The following is a 17,723-nucleotide window of genomic DNA, read 5'->3' on the forward strand; positions in this document are numbered from 1 at the left end:
GGGGAGATTGTGGACTTCGGTGTGGTGTTCCAGTGTGATCCGCCCGCGTCCACGGTCGTGGAGCTGGCCCGGAAGGCGGAGGACGCCGGGTTCTCGTACGTGTGGACGTTCGACTCGCACCTGCTCTGGCAGGAGCCGTTCGTGATCTACAGCCAGATCCTCGCGGCCACGCGCCGCGTGGTCGTCGGGCCGATGGTGACGAATCCGGGGACGCGGGACTGGACGGTGATCGCGTCCCAGTTCGCCACCTTGAACGAGATGTTCGGCAACCGGACGATTTGCGGGATCGGGCGCGGCGACTCGGCGCTGCGGACGCTCGGCGCGAAGCCGGGAACGATCGACGAGATGAAGCAGTGCGTCGAGGTGGTGCGGTCGCTCGCGCGCGGCGAGACCGTCGAGTACCGCGGGCAGCAGCTGAAGTTCGAGTGGGTCGACAACGGCGCGCTCGACGTGTGGGTCGCGGCGTACGGCCCTCGCGCGCTGAAGGCGACCGGTGAGGTCGGCGACGGGTACATCCTGCAGTTGGCGGATCCGGACATCGCGGAGTGGATGATCACCGCGGTACGTCGTGCCGCGGAGCAGGCCGGCCGGGATCCGATGGCGATCAAGTTCTGCGTCGCGGCACCGGCGTACGTCGGGGACAACCTCGATCACCAGCGTGAACAGACCCGCTGGTTCGGGGGAATGGTCGGGAACCACGTCGCCGACATCGTCGAGCGGTACGGGACGTCAGGCGCGGTGCCGCAGGCGCTGACCGACTACATCGAGGGGCGCAAGGGGTACGACTACGCCGAGCACGGGCGGGCCGGGAACACGCATACCGACTTCGTGCCGGACGAGGTCGTGGACCGGTTCTGCATCCTCGGCCCGGTCGAGAACCACCTCGCCCGACTGGCCGAACTGAAGGACCTCGGCGTCGACCAGTTCGCCCTATACCTCCAACACGACGCCAAGGAGGAGACCTTGGCGTCGTACGGGAAGGACATCATCCCTGCTTTTCAAGGGGTCCAGCGGTAGGCGCCCGGCAGGAGGTCCGTCGCGAGGACCGAGGCGGGGCCGTTGTCTGTCGGTAGGATGACGCGGATCGTGGGGTGGTAGTCGACGAAGACCTGGCGGTCGCGGCCGCACGGGCCGACGACACCGCGTCCCTCGTTGCCTACGGCCACGATCGTGGTGAGTTCGCGGGCTCCTTCGGCGCGGGCGCGGCCGAGCGCGACCAGTTCGGCGCAGGGGCCGCCGGTGAAGTGGTACAGGTTGATACCGGCGTACATCCGGCCGTCGGCACCGCGGACCGCGGCGCCCATCGTGTAGACGCCGTCCGGTCCGTCGGTGTTGGCGTCGACCGTACGGCGGGCCAACTCGATCAGCTCGCGGTCGTCGTCGGTCAGCGGTTGCAGGGTCAGCATGAGCCCACCCTGCCACGCCCGGAGCGGCCGATGGGAATGAATTAGGCGGAATCGTGGTTGGATGGGGGTAGGTCGATTTTCAGTAGCTGTGGTTTATTCCGATCTTTCCTCGCGAGAGATGGTGTGCCGCCGGTGCGACAACGGCCGGGTCTACCGCGACCGCGGTGCGCCCCATCTCTACGAAGGAGCAACAACATGGCACAGGGAACTGTGAAGTGGTTCAACGCCGAAAAGGGCTTCGGCTTCATCACCGTCGACGGCGGCGGAGCGGACGTGTTCGTCCACTACTCCACCATCCAGACCGACGGCTTCCGTAGCCTCGACGAGAACCAGCGCGTCGAGTTCGACGTCGTCCAGGGCCCGAAGGGTCAGCAGGCGGAGAACGTCAACATCGTCTGATCCCAGCTCGGCACGGACGCGGCCCCTCACCTGACGGTGGGGGGCCGCGTCCGGTTGTCAACCGGTGATCCGCTTGAGTTCGGCCTCGGTGACCGTCTTGACGGTCTTGATCTCGGCCGCCGGGTCGGCGCCGCTGCGGATGATCTTGTTCAGCGCGTCGGAGTACGCCGAGCTCGCCTTCGGCGACCAGAGCATCGGGTTCTGCGGGCGGCCGTTCTCGTTCAGCAGCTTGACCGCGTCCGCGGCCGGGCCGGACTTCAGCTTGTCCGCCTTCGCCGACAGGCTCTGGCGGGCCGGGACGTGGAAGCCGTACGACTGCGCGAAGTCGAGCTGATCGTCGGTCTGATCCACCCACAGCCACTTGACGAACTTCTTCGCGGCGTCGAGGTTCTTCGACTTGGCGTTCACGCAGGCGCCGTACCCACCGACCGGGACACTCGGCGCGCCGGTGGTGGCGTTCAGCTTCGGCCAGGGGAGTACGCCGTAGTCGCCGGGGAGCGCCTTCTCGATCACCGGGAGCGTCCACAGACCGGTGAACTGCATCGCGGTCAGGCCCTGGACGAACGCGGACGGGTCGGACCAGTCGGTCGGTGCCCCGAGCAACAACACCTTCGCCGTCCAGAACTCCCGCAGTTTGCGCAGCGACTCGAACGCCGCGGGGTCGTCGAAACCGAACTGGTTGTCCTTGGTCAGGTAGTCGACACCGGCCGACCAGAGCGCCGGCCCGCCGAGCACGCCGACGCCGCCGTCGTTGCCGACGAACAGCCCCTTGGTCTTGTTGTTGGTGAGCTTCTTCGCGGCGGCCAGCAGGTCGTCGACGGTCTGCGGCGGTTCTACGCCGGCCGCGCTCAGCAGGCTCTTGCGGTACACGAGCAGCTGCATGTCGATCACCTGCGGGATCGCGTACAGCTTGCCCTGGTACGACATCCGCTCGAGCAGCGCAGCGTTGAAGTCGCTCTTCGCGTCGCCCAGCAGATCGGTCAGCTCGACGACCTGATTGCCCTTGATCATGTCGATCGTCGGCCCGTTCGGGTACTCGAACACGTCCGGGCCCTGATCGGTGAGCAGCGCCGTCGCGGCCTTCTTCTCGTAGTCGCCCGGGGACCACTGGATCGTCACGGTCGCATCCGGGTACGCCTTCGCGTACTTCTCCACCGCCTGCTGCGTGCCCGCTTCGCCGTACTGGTGGTACCACTGCTGGAGCGCCGGCTTCGACCCGTCCGATCCGCCGGACGACGGCCGCCCGGAGTTCGACCCGCATCCCGCCACGGCCATCGCGGCCAGTCCAGTCCCGAGCCCGAGTACCTGCCGCCGACTGATCGTCATCGCCTGCACCTCTCCGTCCAGCGCGGTCCCACAGCCCGCGCACCACCCCAGACCCTACGACCGCTGAAGCCCAGTACCTGTAGGCTGACCCGCATGTTCTCGCCCCGTGACTAGAGACGGCTCCCACGCCTCGCGTGGTCCGAGCCTCATTCCGTCTCTCTAGGAGCGTTCTCGTGTCCGGCACAACTCGTGCCGGGAGCTACCGTGACGTCCTGCTGTTGCCGTCGGCGCTGCGCACCTTCGTGCCCGCGTTGCTCGGCCGGCTGTCGTACGGCCTGCTCCCGTTGTCTTTGCTCTTCACCGTCCAGCAGTCCACCAATTCCTTTGCCACGGCCGGCGCCGCAGTCGCGGTGTTCGGCTTCGTGTCGCTGTCGATGCCGTACAAGGCGCGGCTCGTCGACCGCTACAGCCAGCGCCGCGTCCTGCCGCCCCTCGCACTCGGTGCATCCGCCGGCCTGGTTGCCATCGCAACACTCGGTACGTCGGATGCCGCCGTACTGCTCCTCGTCGGCGCGACCGGGCTACTCGCGCCGCCGTTGGGGCCGTCGATGCGGTCGAACTGGCGACTGCTCACCGAGGGCTCCGCGCTGAAGGAACGCGCGTACGCGCTCGACGCGGTCTCCGAGGAGTCCTTGTTCCTCGGCGGTCCGCTGATCGCGGGCACGCTGATCAGTCTCGTCTCCGCACCGGCCGCGCTCGGCTGCTCGGCCGCCTTGATGGTCGTCGGCACGTTCGCGATGGTGACGAGTCCGGTGACGACTGCGACCGCGGCGTCGGCGCCGTCTCGGCATCCGTTGGGGCCGTTGGTGATCCCCGGTCTGCGCCGGATCCTGCTCGTCATCATGGTCACCGCGTCCGGGATCAGCGCGGCGTACGTCTGCGTGGCGGGCGTCGCGCAGCACGCGGGCCGACCCGGAGCGGCCGGGTACGTCGAGGCGGCGATCGCTGCGGGCAGTGTGGTCGGCGGGATGCTCTGGGCGCGCCGGCGTCACACCCGGTCCTGGTCGACCCATCTCGGCGGGCTGATCGCCGTACTGGCCGCCGGGCTGCTCGCGGCCTCGTTCGCGACCGATCTGATCGTGCTCGGGGGAGTGCTGGGCCTTGCCGGTGCTGCTGTGGCCCCGCTGTTCGTGGTCTCGTACCTGGCCGCCGACGACGTCACGCCGCCGTACCAGCGGACCGAGGCGAGCACCTGGATCAACACCGCCAACAATCTCGGCTCCGCCGCCGGGTCGGCGACCGCCGGGCTGGTGCTCGAACATGCCGCGCCGTCCTGGGGCTTCCTGGGCGGCGGCGTACTGCTCGTCCTGGTCGCGCTGGCGGTCGGCGCGTCAGGCGTCCGACAGGCGCGCGATCGTGGCTGAGGCGCGACGGACGATCGGGACGGGACCGGCCGGAAGGACATCGCCGATGAAGGCGTAGTGCTGGAGTACGGCGGGATCGACGTCGCCGGGGCGGTGACGACTGTGGTCGCGGACCCAGTCGATGATGTCGCCCCAGCCGGGTGCCGCGAGGGAGCCGCCGAAGTGCTGGACCGAGAGGCCGGCGCACAGGTTACTGAAGGCCAGGCGGTGGGCGAGCGGCCAGCCGCGGAGGGTGCCTAGGACGAGCGAGGCGAGGAACACGTCGCCGGCGCCTGTCGGGTCGTACGAACGCACCGGCAGCGCCGGCACCTGCTCCTCCTCACCGGTCTCGGAGTCGATCGCCAGTACGCCGTCCGCGCCGTTCGTCACCACCGCGAGCGGCACGCGGTCGGCCAGCTTGTGCAGCGCGGCCTTCGGGGTGTCGGTGCGGGTGTAGGCCATCGCCTCACCCGCGTTCGGCGTGAACGCGTGGAACCCCTCGAGTACGTCGAGCACCGCCGGCGACCATTCGTCCGTCGGATCCCAGCCGACGTCACCGAACAGGAGCGCACCGGATTCCCGCGCCTCGACCGTCCAGCCCGGCAGTTCCTCCGCCACCGGAACGATCGCCGACCGCGTGTTCAGGCCCGGACCCACGAGCTTGCTCGGATCGCCCGGTGCCTCGTGCGCATGCGTGACCATCGCCCGGTCCCGGTCGATGGACATCGACACCGTGACCGGCGAGTGCCAGTGGCCGATCCGCCGTGAGTGCGACAGGTCCACGCCCTCCTGGTCGGCGAGGGTCCGCCAGCAGAAGTCGGCGTACGCATCGTCACCGAACACCGAGGCGAGCCCGGTCTTCAGGCCGAGCCGCGCGGCCGCGATCGCGAAGTTCGCGACACCGCCCGGGCACGACCCCATCCCCTCGGCGAAGATCTCCGTACCGGTGGTCGGGGCGGTCGCCAGACCGGTCATCACGATGTCGAGGAACACCGTCCCCTGCACGAACACGTCGTAGCGGTCCTGCTCGTCCGTCACGGTGACACGACTCCTTGTCATCCTGGTTGTCGGTGGTGGGTGGAATGCTCCTTCGTAGCATCATCGACCGTTCAAGACCACGGAATTGGGAGGACACGAATGAGTCCTGAGGTGTGTCCGTGATCCCTACCTGGATCTCGATCGTCGGGGTCGTGATGACCGTGCTGAGTCCGTTGCTCGCGCTGGGTGGCGTTTTCCTCGGGTCGTACCTGACGCGGAAGTCCGATCGCGAGCTGGATGTCTGGCGGCACCGCGAGGAGACCATGCGGATGGTCCGGTGGGCGGTGGAGCAGATTCTCGAGGGTGAGGACGCCGGAACGGACGCCGGTGTGGTGACGCTGCGTTCCCTGATGAGGTCGGAGCTGTTACAACCCGAGGACTACGATCTGGTCGCCGCGCTGACCGCCGCCGTAGCGATCGACCGCATCGGCGCGTCCGCGTACGCTGATATCGCGGACACCGACATCGAGGTCGTCGAGGGAGACAGTGACCATGGCTGAGAAGAAGACCGTGAAGGTCTCCCGCCAGGCTGTCGAGCTGGCCCGGTTGCACGTCGAAGCCGCCCGCCGCGCCGGCCGCAAACCCGACGCCGGCGTCGCCCGGATCGCAGGCGCCCGTCCGGACAACGGCAACAGCACCCCGTCGCCGGCCCCCGCCTGACATACGGCTGTTTCAAACGCACCGGGTATCGGACGGGGCTGTACGGAGCGGCAGGTCTGGTCGGCGGCACGCCGTGGAGCGCCTAGACTGATCGCCGGCCGCTCCCGTGGCGTACGGTGCACTTCGTGGTTACCGTCGCGTCGCTCCCTGTTCCCGACCACGGCCGGATGAACCCGTGATCCGCTTCGAGAATGTGTCCAAGACGTACGAGGGCCAGTCCAAGGCCGCTCTGCTGAACGTCAACGTCGAGATCGAGAAAGGCGAGTTCGTCTTCCTGGTCGGAACCTCCGGGTCCGGCAAGTCGACGTTCCTTCGTCTGGTCCTGCGTGAGCACCGGACGACCAGAGGTCACATCATGGTCGCCGGCAAGGACCTCAACCGGCTGGCCAGCTGGCGGATCCCGCAGATGCGGCGCCAGATCGGCACCGTGTTCCAGGACTTCCGGCTGCTGCCGAACAAGACCGTCGCCGAGAACGTGGCGTTCGCGCTGCAGGTGATCGGCAAGCCCCGCGCGCACATCCGCAAGACGGTGCCCGAGGTCCTCGAGCTGGTCGGTCTGGACGGCAAGGAGGACCGGATGCCGGACGAGCTGTCCGGCGGTGAGCAGCAGCGCGTCGCGATCGCCCGCGCGTTCGTGAACCGGCCGATGATCCTGATCGCCGACGAGCCCACCGGAAACCTCGACCCCGGTACGTCGGTCGGCATCATGAAGCTGCTGGACCGGATCAACCGGACCGGGACGACCGTGGTGATGGCCACCCACGACGTCTCGATCGTCGACCAGATGCGCAAGCGCGTGATCGAGCTGGAGAACGGCCATGTCGTCCGCGACGAGTCGCGTGGCGTCTACGGCTACCAGCACTGACCAGGGGACTGACTGACTGATGCGCTTGAACTACATCCTCTCCGACCTCGGGATCGGCCTGAAGCGGAACCTCTCGATGACGATCGCGGTCGTCGTCACCATCTGGGTCTCGCTGTCGCTGTTCGGCAGCGCGCTGCTCGCCCGCGAGCAGGTCGACCTGATGAAGGGGAACTGGTACGACAAGATCCAGATCTCGGTGTTCCTGTGCACCAAGGACTCCGGCGGCCGCGGCTGTTCCGGCGCCGAGGTGACCCAGGAGCAGAAGAACCGGATCCAGCAGGTCATCCAGACGAACCCGGACACCGCGCCCGACGGCGTGTTCTCGGAGTCGAAGAAGGAAGCGTTCGAGTCGTTCAAGAAGCTGTACAAGGACTCGCCGATCGTCAGCACGGTCACCGAGGACCAGATGCAGGAGTCGTTCCGGGTCAAGCTGCGAGATCCGACGCGATATCAGAACCTGGTCAGCGCCGTCGCCGGTCTCCCCGGCGTCGACACCGTCCAGGACCTCCGCCAGTACCTCGATCCGCTGTTCAAGGCGCTCAACGGCTTGCAAGTCGGCGCGTTGATCTCGGCCGGATTGCTGCTGGTCGCGGCCCTGATGCAGATCTCCAACACGATCCGGCTGGCGGCGTACGCCCGGAGACGGGAGATCGGCATCATGCGCCTGGTGGGCGCCTCGAACTTCTATATCCAGCTACCGTTCCTCCTGGAAGCGGTGCTGGCGGCCCTGATCGGCGCTGTTCTTGCCTGCGGCACCTTGTGGGTCGGGGTGTACTTCGTGGTCATGCAGCGGGCGGCGGAGACGTTCCGCGTCTGGCAGTGGGTCGGCGCGACCGAAACCTTCCGCGCCACGCTGATCATGGTCGTCGTCGGCCTGATCCTGGCCGTGATCCCGACATTCCTGACAACACGGAAATACCTCAAAGTCTGACCCGGGTGACCTATCGTGCAGTATCAGGAGTCACACGAGTAACTCCTGTACCGCACAATTTCATCCAGAGCAAGGGGTCGACCTGTGGTCCCGCACTTCCCCGGTGCGAACCCGCGTGAGCGGGGGAGCATCAAGCGAGACGACAGCACCGGCACCTCCACCGCGCCGAACCCGCGATCACGCAAGCGACCGCCGGGCCGGCAGACGGCGGTTGCCGCTTGCTGCCTTGTCCTGTCCCTGTCCGCCGGTGTCCTGGCGGCGGTTCCGTCCGCTCCGTCCGCGGAGGCGAAACCGCCGGATCCAGTCGCCAAGAAGAAGCAACTCGACGCGCAGCTCGGTCAGCAGAAGGCCGATCTCGACGACGCGTCCGACCAGCTCGGCAAGTCCGTTGCCGCGTACAACCAATCCGTCGTCAAGTACCAGGCAGTCCAGGTCCGGTACGCCGCCGCGCAGGGGCAACTCGCCGCTGCGAAGGCCGCCGACGCGGTTGCCGCGGGCAAGCTCGCCGCGGCCGAGGCGGCGTTGCGTACGGCGGTGTCCGACGTCGAGGCCGGCGAGAAGCTGATCGCGGAGAAGCGGTCCGTCGCGGGTCGCGCCGTACGGTCGGCGTACCAGCAGCAGAACAGCCTCGTGGGCCTGTCGATCGCGCTGCGCGGTGCCGCGCCGGCCGATATCGCGACCGGGATGCAGGTCCAGCGGAACGTCTTCGGCATCCAGAGCAACGCGATCACCAACCTGAACAACGCGCAGGCGCAGCTCGCCAGCAAGCGGGTCAAGGTCGCGGCCGCGGAGAAGGAGTCCGAGGTCGCTCGCGCCGAGGCCGCCGCAACGGTCAAGCGCGTCACCGAGCTGACCAAGCAGGTCGCGGCCGACCGGGCCGAGGCAGCGGCGATCGCGAAGGTCAAGCTGACCGCGTTCAAGGCCGCCGAGAAGGAGAAGAACACCGAGCTGGCGCAGTACAACTCGCTGCTGCGTGAGCGGAACCGGGTCGAACAGCTCCTGATCGCGCGGGCGAAGGCGGAGAAGGCAGCCGCCGCGCGCCGGAAGGCCGCTGCCGAGAAGGCGGAGCGGGCGAAGGCACGCAAGGAGAACCGGAAACCGCGGGACATTCCGGACGATCCGCCGTCCTCCGGCGGCGGGCGGCTGGCCTACCCGGTCAGCAGCTACATCACGTCGCCGTACGGAATGCGTTTTCACCCGGTCCTGCACTACTGGAAGCTGCACGACGGCACCGACTTCCGCGCCCCCTGCGGTACGCCGATCCGCGCCGCGGCCGACGGGAAGGTGACGGACAAGTACTACAACGGTGGCTACGGAAACCGGCTCTTCGTTTCACACGGTGTGATGGGCGGGTCGTCGATCACGACGGTCTACAACCACCTGTCGCGGTACAAGGCCGGGGTCGGTGAACGCGTCCAGAAGGGCGAGATCATCGGGTACGCCGGAACCACGGGCTACTCCACCGGTTGCCACCTGCACTTCATGGTCTACCAGGACGGCCGCGTGGTTAATCCCATGAAGTGGTTGTAGACGGTCTGAGATACTGGTCGGATGGTGAAACAGTCCGGCCGGGAGAAGCCGATCGCGCAGAATCGTAAGGCGCGACACGACTACCACATCGAGGACGTGGTGGAGGCCGGGCTGGTGCTGACGGGGACCGAGGTCAAGTCCCTCCGGCAGGGCCGGGCCTCCCTCGTCGACGCGTTCGCCGCCGTCCGCGGGCGCGAGCTCTGGCTGCAGGGCATGCACATCCCGGAGTACAAGCACGGCACGTGGACGAACCACGAGCCCCGCCGTACGCGGAAGCTGCTGCTGCACAAGGACGAAGTACAGAAACTGATCCACGAGGTCGAGCAGCAAGGGGTGTCGCTGATCCCGCTGTCGCTGTACTTCAAGGACGGCTACGCGAAGGTCGAGCTCGCCACCGGGCGCGGCAAGAAGGACTACGACAAGCGCCACGCCCTGGCCGAACGCCAGGCGAACCGCGAAGCCCAGCGCGCCCTCTCGGACCGCCGACGGCAGTAAGTTCCCCGCACGGACCTTGGGGTCGGCTATGTTGCGGCCGTGCTCCCTGTCGCGTTGCCTGGCTGGCTCGACGCCGTGGTCGGACTCCTCACGGGGTTCGGCCTGTTCATCGGCTGGATCGTCGTGGTCGGCTGGTTGATCTTGCGGATCGGCGGTCCGTGGGTCGACCGGACGAAGGCCAAGCTCGCCAAGGAGCAGGCAGGCGCCGAGCGGTACGGCTGGCTCCCGGGGGCCGACGTCGACGGGCAGCTACTCGCGGCCGGCTGCCGGATCTTCGCCCCGGACGGGCACCTGCGCCGGATCCTGGTCGGCCAGTACCAGGGCCGCCCGATCCGGATGGCCGAGTTCGTCCACACCACCAGGGGCCGTTACCTGCCGACCACCTGGGTCAACCATCTCGTCGCGATCGAGCTGCCCGTCCAGCTCCCGGACCTGGCCGTCGGTCCGGAACCTCTCTTCGATGCCGGCGCAGTCGCGCGGGTCGACGTGGAGAGCGACGCCTTCAACCAGCGGTTCCGGGTGACCGGCGCGGATCCCCGCTACGTCTCGGCCATGCTCCATCCCCGGATGATGGAGTGGCTGCTCGACCAGCCGCCGGTGGACCTGCGATTCTCCGGCAACCTGGTCGTCGCGTTCGCTTCCAAGCCGTGGACCGTGCCGCAGACCCTGGCGGCGTTGCCCGTCCTCAGTGGTGTCGTCGACCTGATCCCGCCCTTCGTCCTGGCCGACTACGGCCGACAGGTCGGTTGATCAGGGCCTTCCGGGTCCGGTCAGGGGCGCGTCCGGGGTGAACCCGATGGGGTGAGCGGCCGGCGGCGCGCACAGTGGAGACATGTCCACATCAGAGCTGCTGGTGACGCCGGCCCAACGGGACCGGGGCGTCGAGATCCTGAAAGAAATGTACGCCGACGGTCGGCTGGACCACATGGAGTTCGACCTCCGGCTCGACAAGGCCCTGAAGGCCCGCACCCGGGCAGAGCTGAACAGCTCGTTCGACGGGCTGGTCTCCCGGCCGGTCCCGACGTTCGCCCCGGCCGCCTTCACCCGGCCGGCGCCGCTGCAGACCTACCGCGGCGACGGGCGCGGGATGGGCACGATCGCGCACTGGCTCGGGTACCCGACGTCGTTCGTCGGCCCGGCGCTCGTCGTCGCGACCGCCGGCCAGAAGAATCCCGCCGTACGCCGGCACGCCGTCGAGGCGCTGAACTTCCAGCTGACCGCGTTCGGGGCGTTCGCGCTGCTGGGGATCGCGACCGGGATCACCGACGGGTTCGTGTCGTTCCTGTTCCCGATCCTCGGCATCCTCTGGTTCCTGCTGACCGGCGTCGGCGGCCTGGCCACCGCGGCCGGCAACAAGTTCCGCTACCCGTTCACCCTGCGCCTGATCAAGTAGGAGGAATGTCAGGTGCGGGCAGCTTGTTGGACTTGGTAGTGTGGATCTTCCACCGCGGTACGGGTGGGAGTTTGACAACTCAACAGGGGGTGAACGGTTTCGACTTTGGACGTACGTTGCAAGAGAAGCGGGCCGAGGATCCAGGGTTATCTCGTTAACGATCTCTGGAAACCAACAAGTGCCGATACTAAGCGCACTGACCTCGCTCTCGCCGCCTGACGGCCTGAGCACCTAAAGAGGTGGTCAGCCCGGGGATGCTCTCGCCCCGGTTCCTGGCCTCATTTAGAGAGCTTGCTTTGCTAGCCCGGTCACGGGGTTAGCACGGGACATTTACAGTGACTGAGCCTGTCAGCGAGATGTCTGTACAAACGCTGGGGCTAAGAAAAGCGCTATTCAGACTGCGCCCGGAGAAGTCTTGGAGCGACGCCGAAGGACGCGGGTTCGATTCCCGCCACCTCCACCCCTTGAGAACGCCCAGGTCAGAGCACGATCGACCTGGGCGTTCCGCTGTCTGCGACCACTTAACGACCACTTTATGCCGCGTCGCCTTCGGTGTGAGCGCGGTGGCTGCGGCGGCCGATGCCACACCCCGGCCCATGTAGACATCCTGAGTCATCGACGGCTTCGCGTGCCCGAGGTGGTCGGCGATCTCGCGGGCCGTCAGGCCGGCCTCGTCCAGCCTGGTCGCGACGGTCTTCCGCCAGACGTGTGACGTTACCCAGGCGAGCGCCGCATCGATCCGGACCAGGGCCGCCTTCATGTCCCGGTTCGCGTTCGACGGGTTCCGCGCCTCGCCCAGCTGGGGCGGGAACAGCAGACCCAGCGGATTCCGCGGCCACGTCAGGGTCAGGCGCCGGCGGGACAGCGCGACGATGTGCGGCGGGACGGCGATGATCCGCCAACCGGCGGCCGTCTTCGGCCGTAGCTGGATCACGGACCCCTTGCCTTTGAGGCGTACGACGGTCGCGTTCACCTCGATCACGCCCGCCTCGAGGTCGATCACATCGGCCCGTACGGCGAGCGCCTCACCGATCCGCATACCGGTCCCATCCAGGAACTCCATCAGATCGGCTACATCATCCTCGCCGACGCGGGCCTGCTCGTCGTTCCTGACCTCGGTCAGGATCGTGGTCTCCTCGTCGATGGTGAGCGCCTTCGGCTGTTTGTGGCCGCGGGGGATCTTCCCGGTCTCCCGCACCGGGTTGGCGTCGATCGCTCCATGCCGTACGGCCAGGGCCATCAGGAGGCTGAGCACAGTCTTGCAGGTCTTGGCCTTGCTCGGCCCGCTGTTCGTCCGGACCGAACTCAGGAACGCGTCGCAGCGGGGGACGCGCGCCTCACGGATCGTGAGCTCACCCATCTCCGGGAGCACCTTCTGGTCCAGGTCCCGCTCGTACAGCTCCTTGCTGCCGTCTGCGAGGTCGGACGCCTTGATCTCCTTGCGCCAGACCTCGGCTAGTACGCGGATCTTCGTGTCTGCGGTGATGTCGCCCGTGTTGGGTCCGATCCGGTCCCGCAGCGCCTCCTTCAGTCGGCGTCCAGCCTCTGCCTTGGTCGTGCCGTACCGCGTCACCGGACGGGTGCGGCCGTCGTAGTCGCGGATCCGCGCTCGTGCCCGGATCCTCTTCGGAGCCATCGTCGTGTAGTCGATGTCGCCGAACGTGCCGACCGGCAGCGGCGGTCTAGCCACGCTCGGCGACCTTCCGCATGGCGTCGAAATCCTCTCGCGTCCGCGGCGGTTCCGCGTCGTTCAGATTCTCTGCTTCTTCGAGCGCATGTCCTGGCGTCATCTGCTTGACATCGTTGATCGTCGCCTCGGTGACGAGTGTCAGTCGAAAGCCCTTGTGCTCGGCCTGCTCAAGCTGGTCCCGCAATGCCGTGTGCGCTGCAGACAACTCGTACATCGTCCAGATCGTCTCGTTGTAGAGCATCCCGATGGTCCGGCACTGGCCGGCGATCTCGCTCTGCAAGCCGATCTCATCAGGCCGCTTCAGAAGCGCGTCGACCGGTACGTCGAGCACCTCCGCCAGGTCGGCCGCCTCGCTCAGCAGAAGCCGGCGCTCGCCCTTCTCGACCGACCAAACCGTCGACTGACTCCACCGGTGACCCCGTTCGCGCATCGCGTCAGCCACCGCCTGCTGAGGCATGCCATCCCGCAGCACGGACACCGTCACACCGATCAACCGCTCCCTGTCAGCCACGAATCACACCGTACTGTCAAATCTAGTTGGGCTCTACTAGAGAAGACCGTACACTACGTTTCATAGTCTTCGTCAACTAGGAAATGGAGTAGAGATGCCGCGGAAGCTGCTCCACCTGAAGGAAGCCGCCGACCGCCTCCGCCGCAGCGAGGCCCAGCTCCGCTGGATGGTCCACAACGGCACCGCCCCTCCTTCCGCGCTCATCGCCGGCCGCCGGATGTTCGACGAAGACCTCCTCGACCGTTGGATCGAGGAACACTTCAAAAGCCAGCCCACCGATTGACCGAGTCGCCCAATCGGTGGGGCTGCGTCGAGCTGACTAATCCGGAGCGGCTGTGCACATACGGGCAGGTGCTGCACCGATCGGTTCGCAGGACTGCGGCGTTTCGTAGGCGTCAGCTCCCCGCGAGCAGCGCGCGAGGCCACTGAGCGGAACGAAGCGGAGATCGCCGCCGGAAGGATGAGCATTGGCTCGTCATCGAAGATGGCGACGGACTCAGGCGCCGGGCTGTGCTTCGAGGACGAAGGCGGCATGACAACCCTCGTCCACTCATTCTTGGCAAACGCCACCGCCGCCTCCTCGGCCCACAAACACAGACCGAGCTCAACGTCGCTTAGCCCACCCGACGGCGGCCCGTGCCCGAACGTCCCCGTGCACGGGTCGCCCTGGTCTGGCGCGACACCGGCCGCTGCGCGATGATCACCTGCTGTGAGCTCGAACGCGCATCAGCAGTCCGGCCAGCAGTCCAAGCAGCCAGCGGACCCGACGTCCTCCAGCCCGCTCGGCTGGCTAGCCCGCGTCGCCTTCGGCTTGGCTGGTGCCGCGGCCTCGGGTTTCGGCGTGGTCGGAGTATTCACGAAGGACGCGAGCAGCGCTGGCGTGCCCGTCCTGCTCGCGCTCGGGGCATTCTTCGGGTATCTCGCAGCATCCGGGCAACGCCTCAGGAGCCTGCGGGTCGGTGACAACGAGATCGCGTTGGACCGGATCGCCGATGCGGTGACGCGGAGCGTACTCGAGAACCCGTCCGTGCCGTCACAAGCGAAGGAGGACGTTGCCGCCGCACTGGAGAGGATCCAGCCGCGGCTGCCGTCCTCCACGCGGCGAGCCCTCTATGACGTGATCACCGACCAGCAGAGGAGCGACGCGTACGAGGAGTCTCTGCGCGCCGCACTGCGGCATCTGTTCCCCGACGAGTACGTCGGAGACCTCGCGATGCTCGATGGCAGCTGGGCCACCCGGCTGCGGCGAGGAGGGCGGGAACTCGCCGTCCAGATGCGATTCACCAAAAGCTCCGTGATCGGGCCCGCTGAGATGTCCGGACTGGTCAGCGATGCGTACGGCCCGTTGCCGCTTCTGCTGGTGTCGAACGCGTCGATCGGCGAGTGGTACTTCGCCACCCTGGCTCGTCTCCACCCGGAACCGGACAAGGTTGACTTCGTCCAGTGGGCGGGGCAGCAGGACAACCCTGCGCTGGTTGCCGCGGTCAACCGCAAGCTCGACCAGCCGGCTGATTCTTGATGGTTGCGTGAACGCCGGCCGCACGGCGAAATAGCGCCCGGCCCCGCCGACCTCCGCACGCCGCGCATCGCTGGGGTTGAGCTACACGTACGGCACAGCAACCTTGCGATCCGGCAGCAGCACGCACACGTGAATCCGGGTCCACCGCGCTGACAGATTGACCCACAGTTACTTATGGATCTCGCGGTTGATGGGACGGCCGTGTTGCTAAAAGCGCTGGTAGAGAGCAGATGTGACGCTGTAGTACTTCCTCGTAACGAGAAGGTCTCTCGCCCGATTCCGGGAGCGACTCCGTGGCCGTGCCCCGGGTCGCCACACCGAACGCCCGTCTGGAGTCACGGCGAAGTCGAGTGCGCCGAAGTAGTAACCCAGCTCGTCCATGGGAGAACGCGGTGACCGCTCATCCTCGAGCCAATGCCTCGACAATGAGCGTTCGACCTAGGAACCAGCTACCGCCGAGGATGAGGAGGCGCATAACGAGGATCTTGCGGATCACCGCTGGGGCCCCGAGCCACGATCCGCCATCGAAACTGCGCTGAGATCGGCGTAGGCACGGTTCGGTGGTGGATGGATTCGCAGGAGGGCGACAATTGTGTCCTGCCGACGGTTGCTCTGGCTCTCTGGTTCCAGCCTCGTGGCCGGAGGGTGGTTCATCTGACGCGGGGTCCGGGTCCGGTGGGAGACTCGGTCGGGACGTGACGACATAGGGGGTTTCAAGGCATGGCAACAGATGCGCACGATTCGCCGGGGGTGGGGGCGGCTGGGCAGCGAATTCTCGACGTACTGGACAAGGCGATCGTCGTTCAGAGCTCACTGGTGCAGAAGAGCGTTGCCCGAGCTCGTCAGCAGAACCCGGACGCTACACCAGAACAGGTGATCCGCAGTCTGGAACGGATGTACGTCAGCGCCTTGACCGGGACTGGTGCTGCAGTCGGAGGAGTTGCTGCCGCGCCTGGTGTCGGCACGGGAGTCGCACTGGCGCTTTCGGCGGGCGAGGGGCTGTCGAGTCTCGAGTTGAGCGCGCTCTTCGCGTTGTCGATCGCCGAAGTACACGGAGTTCCAATCGATGAGCTCGAGCGCCGACGGACGATCGTCATGGGAATCATGCTCGGTGGGTCCGGCTCTGCGACTATTGGAAAGGTCGCCGAGCGTACTGGGCAGCACTGGGGACGTCAGGTGGTTGCCAAGGTGCCTGTCGAGACGTTGCGTCAGATCAACAAGGTGTTGGGGAAGCACTTCGTCACGAAGTACGGGACCAAACAGGGGATCATCGTTCTCGGCCGAGTGGCGCCGTTCGGCATCGGCGCTGTGATTGGTGGCGGCGCCAACGCTGCGCTCGCCGCTCTGGCGGTGAGAGCCGGCCGTCGCGCATTCGGTCCAGCCCCCGAATCGTGGGTCGGGTCAACGGACAGCGCACTGCCAACGGCCGGGAACTCGAACGGCGATTGATGGCACTCAGCCGTCGGCGAAGGTAGCAGTCGATAGCGAGGCATCAGGCGTTCGCGTTCGTACGTCGTGCGGGTGCCGTTGTCGAGGTCGTGTGGGGGTAGCCCTCGCCCAGGCCCGCCGAGGAACTATCTGAGTCGGCGCAGACTTACGCCGAGCTGGTAGCCCTGGAGGCTCGGTGCTGCGGTACGACGGGATGTGGGGCATGCCGAAAGTGTTCGGGCGGAGCAGCATGTAGTTATGGCGGCGAGGGATTTGGTGTTCGGGGTGGGGGACAGGGTTCGGACTTGGGGGCGGTTCGTGGCCGGGGCGGACGGTGATTGGTTGGACTTGGCCCGCGTGCATGATTTGACGTGGAAAGCACCGGGTTGGAAGTCGGATCGGTCGGTTCGGTTGATCGGGGCAGATGGCGAGGCGGTCGCTGCCGGCATCGCGGCGAACCGAGGTTTGGGCTACGTCTCGGTGGTTGGGATCTGGGGTGACGAGAGCATCGAGGTCGAGGTGTTGTCGGCGGAGATCCCTGCTCGGGAGGTGCGTGCCGTTCGGAGGGATCCGCCGTGCCCGCCGCCGCCCGGTGGCTGGCGGCACGGTGTGGTCGAGTTGGACGTTGACCTCCGCGACCGCGAGTCGTCCGGACCGATCGTCCACCTGGCGATCTTCCGTCCCTCCCCGGAGCAGGAAGTGGTGGTTGTCGCTGCCACGGATGTGGACGCGGTGATCCGGCAGTTGTCGCCGAAACTGCCACGACAGTTGTGCGTGGTGCCCAGCCGGTTCACCCGCGCTCAGATCGACGAGGTGTACGACGTCTTGCATGCCAATTGGCGAGACTGGCGCCTGGAATCGTTCGGTACCGGCTCGGATGAGCAGGCTCAACCGTTCATCGCGGCGATGATGTTCCGGGTCACCGCTGAGATGGCTGAATGGGCCGACGCCCTGCCCGAGGGACTGGTCCGCCTCGAGCCGACGCTGATCCCGGCCTGACAATGCGGTCGAGTAGCTGAGCCGGGCGACGAGGCCGTCGCGTAGCCGTGAAGCGGAGTGCAGGTCCGCGATGCCGCCCGGGAAGTTGCCCTGCAGACGATGCGGACATCGAAGTGGTCGTGGTCGGCGCGGTAGGCGGCGGTTGCTGTGGTCATGTAGGCGTATTCGGTGGCCGACGGGCCGACACCCG

The 17,723-nt window shown here is 67.0% G+C and carries 19 protein-coding genes, 1 other RNA gene and 1 pseudogene; 16 read left to right on the forward strand and 5 right to left on the reverse strand.

All coding sequences use genetic code 11. The annotated features are described in order from the left end of the window. Window positions 1–9: 9 nt before the first annotated feature. Window positions 10–1,017, forward strand: a complete 1,008-nt coding sequence (locus OHB24_RS20430) for a TIGR03842 family LLM class F420-dependent oxidoreductase (RefSeq protein ID WP_327640670.1) — start codon at window positions 10–12, stop codon at window positions 1,015–1,017. On the opposite strand, the gene OHB24_RS20435 is transcribed toward OHB24_RS20430, so the two are convergent. Next, window positions 999–1,406 carry a cytidine deaminase family protein gene (locus OHB24_RS20435; protein ID WP_327640671.1) on the reverse strand — a complete coding sequence of 136 codons (408 nt, stop codon included), beginning with the start codon at window positions 1,404–1,406 and terminating at the stop codon, window positions 999–1,001. The genes OHB24_RS20430 and OHB24_RS20435 overlap by 19 nt on opposite strands. A gap of 195 nt (window positions 1,407–1,601) precedes the next feature. Between OHB24_RS20435 and OHB24_RS20440 the strand changes: the two genes are divergently transcribed. Then, window positions 1,602–1,805 carry a cold-shock protein gene (locus OHB24_RS20440; protein ID WP_327640672.1) on the forward strand — a complete coding sequence of 68 codons (204 nt, stop codon included), beginning with the start codon at window positions 1,602–1,604 and terminating at the stop codon, window positions 1,803–1,805. A gap of 57 nt (window positions 1,806–1,862) precedes the next feature. On the opposite strand, the gene OHB24_RS20445 is transcribed toward OHB24_RS20440, so the two are convergent. Continuing rightward, window positions 1,863–3,131, reverse strand: a complete 1,269-nt coding sequence (locus tag OHB24_RS20445; protein ID WP_327640673.1) for an ABC transporter substrate-binding protein — start codon at window positions 3,129–3,131, stop codon at window positions 1,863–1,865. Window positions 3,132–3,304: 173 nt separating this feature from the next. On the opposite strand from OHB24_RS20445, the gene OHB24_RS20450 reads away from it, so the two are divergent. Next, the gene (locus tag OHB24_RS20450) at window positions 3,305–4,495 is read left to right on the forward strand and encodes an MFS transporter (RefSeq protein ID WP_327640674.1); all 1,191 of its coding nucleotides are present in this window, start codon (window positions 3,305–3,307) and stop codon (window positions 4,493–4,495) included. On the opposite strand, the gene OHB24_RS20455 is transcribed toward OHB24_RS20450, so the two are convergent. Beyond that, entirely contained in the window at window positions 4,463–5,512 is a 1,050-nt protein-coding gene (locus OHB24_RS20455; RefSeq protein WP_327640675.1) for a carbohydrate kinase family protein, read from the reverse strand. The genes OHB24_RS20450 and OHB24_RS20455 overlap by 33 nt on opposite strands. Window positions 5,513–5,631: 119 nt before the next feature. Here OHB24_RS20455 and OHB24_RS20460 point away from each other — a divergent pair, with 119 nt between their 5' ends. The 9 genes from OHB24_RS20460 to ssrA all read left to right on the forward strand — a co-directional run bounded on the left by OHB24_RS20460 (window position 5,632) and on the right by ssrA (window position 11,849). Continuing rightward, window positions 5,632–6,012 carry a hypothetical protein gene (locus OHB24_RS20460; protein WP_238155691.1) on the forward strand — a complete coding sequence of 127 codons (381 nt, stop codon included), beginning with the start codon at window positions 5,632–5,634 and terminating at the stop codon, window positions 6,010–6,012. Beyond that, window positions 6,005–6,172, forward strand: a complete 168-nt coding sequence (locus OHB24_RS20465) for a hypothetical protein (protein ID WP_327640676.1) — start codon at window positions 6,005–6,007, stop codon at window positions 6,170–6,172. Before OHB24_RS20460 ends, OHB24_RS20465 begins: the two co-directional genes overlap by 8 nt. 175 nt (window positions 6,173–6,347) lie before the next feature. Next, window positions 6,348–7,037 carry a cell division ATP-binding protein FtsE gene (ftsE, locus tag OHB24_RS20470; RefSeq protein WP_130382152.1) on the forward strand — a complete coding sequence of 230 codons (690 nt, stop codon included), beginning with the start codon at window positions 6,348–6,350 and terminating at the stop codon, window positions 7,035–7,037. A 19-nt stretch (window positions 7,038–7,056) separates the two neighbouring features. Next, window positions 7,057–7,968, forward strand: a complete 912-nt coding sequence (ftsX, locus tag OHB24_RS20475; protein WP_327640677.1) for a permease-like cell division protein FtsX — start codon at window positions 7,057–7,059, stop codon at window positions 7,966–7,968. An 84-nt stretch (window positions 7,969–8,052) separates the two neighbouring features. Then, window positions 8,053–9,498, forward strand: coding sequence for a M23 family metallopeptidase (locus tag OHB24_RS20480; RefSeq protein ID WP_327640678.1), 1,446 nt, complete (start codon window positions 8,053–8,055; stop codon window positions 9,496–9,498). A 21-nt stretch (window positions 9,499–9,519) separates the two neighbouring features. Continuing rightward, on the forward strand, window positions 9,520–9,993 hold the full coding sequence (smpB, locus tag OHB24_RS20485) for an SsrA-binding protein SmpB (RefSeq protein WP_327640679.1): 474 nt from the start codon (window positions 9,520–9,522) through the stop codon (window positions 9,991–9,993). A gap of 39 nt (window positions 9,994–10,032) precedes the next feature. Then, on the forward strand, window positions 10,033–10,743 hold the full coding sequence (locus OHB24_RS20490; protein ID WP_327640680.1) for a hypothetical protein: 711 nt from the start codon (window positions 10,033–10,035) through the stop codon (window positions 10,741–10,743). 82 nt (window positions 10,744–10,825) lie between these two features. Beyond that, window positions 10,826–11,386 carry a DUF1707 and DUF4870 domain-containing protein gene (locus tag OHB24_RS20495; RefSeq protein ID WP_327640681.1) on the forward strand — a complete coding sequence of 187 codons (561 nt, stop codon included), beginning with the start codon at window positions 10,826–10,828 and terminating at the stop codon, window positions 11,384–11,386. Window positions 11,387–11,471: 85 nt separating this feature from the next. Then, window positions 11,472–11,849: a transfer-messenger RNA gene (gene ssrA / locus OHB24_RS20500) on the forward strand. Window positions 11,850–11,996: 147 nt separating this feature from the next. On the opposite strand, the pseudogene OHB24_RS43330 reads toward ssrA, so the two are convergent. Both OHB24_RS43330 and OHB24_RS20505 read right to left on the reverse strand, forming a co-directional pair. Beyond that, window positions 11,997–13,022: pseudogene (locus tag OHB24_RS43330) on the reverse strand (site-specific integrase); the annotation flags it as partial. 46 nt (window positions 13,023–13,068) lie between these two features. Next, on the reverse strand, window positions 13,069–13,560 hold the full coding sequence (locus OHB24_RS20505) for a helix-turn-helix domain-containing protein (protein WP_327640682.1): 492 nt from the start codon (window positions 13,558–13,560) through the stop codon (window positions 13,069–13,071). Between the two features lie 121 nt (window positions 13,561–13,681). On the opposite strand from OHB24_RS20505, the gene OHB24_RS20510 reads away from it, so the two are divergent. The 4 genes from OHB24_RS20510 (at window position 13,682) to OHB24_RS20525 (ending at window position 17,533) form a co-directional block, all read left to right on the forward strand. Then, entirely contained in the window at window positions 13,682–13,870 is a 189-nt protein-coding gene (locus OHB24_RS20510; RefSeq protein ID WP_327640683.1) for a helix-turn-helix domain-containing protein, read from the forward strand. A gap of 426 nt (window positions 13,871–14,296) precedes the next feature. Beyond that, on the forward strand, window positions 14,297–15,106 hold the full coding sequence (locus tag OHB24_RS20515) for a hypothetical protein (RefSeq protein WP_327640684.1): 810 nt from the start codon (window positions 14,297–14,299) through the stop codon (window positions 15,104–15,106). A gap of 720 nt (window positions 15,107–15,826) precedes the next feature. Continuing rightward, window positions 15,827–16,555 (forward strand): hypothetical protein, encoded by a 729-nt coding sequence (locus OHB24_RS20520; RefSeq protein ID WP_327640685.1) that lies wholly within the window; start codon window positions 15,827–15,829, stop codon window positions 16,553–16,555. A 390-nt stretch (window positions 16,556–16,945) separates the two neighbouring features. Beyond that, complete coding sequence (locus OHB24_RS20525) at window positions 16,946–17,533, forward strand: hypothetical protein (protein WP_327640686.1); 588 nt, start codon at window positions 16,946–16,948, stop codon at window positions 17,531–17,533. Window positions 17,534–17,723 lie beyond the last annotated feature (190 nt).

The sequence above is a fragment of the Kribbella sp. NBC_00482 genome, assembly GCF_036013725.1.
Lineage (GTDB): Bacteria > Actinomycetota > Actinomycetes > Propionibacteriales > Kribbellaceae > Kribbella.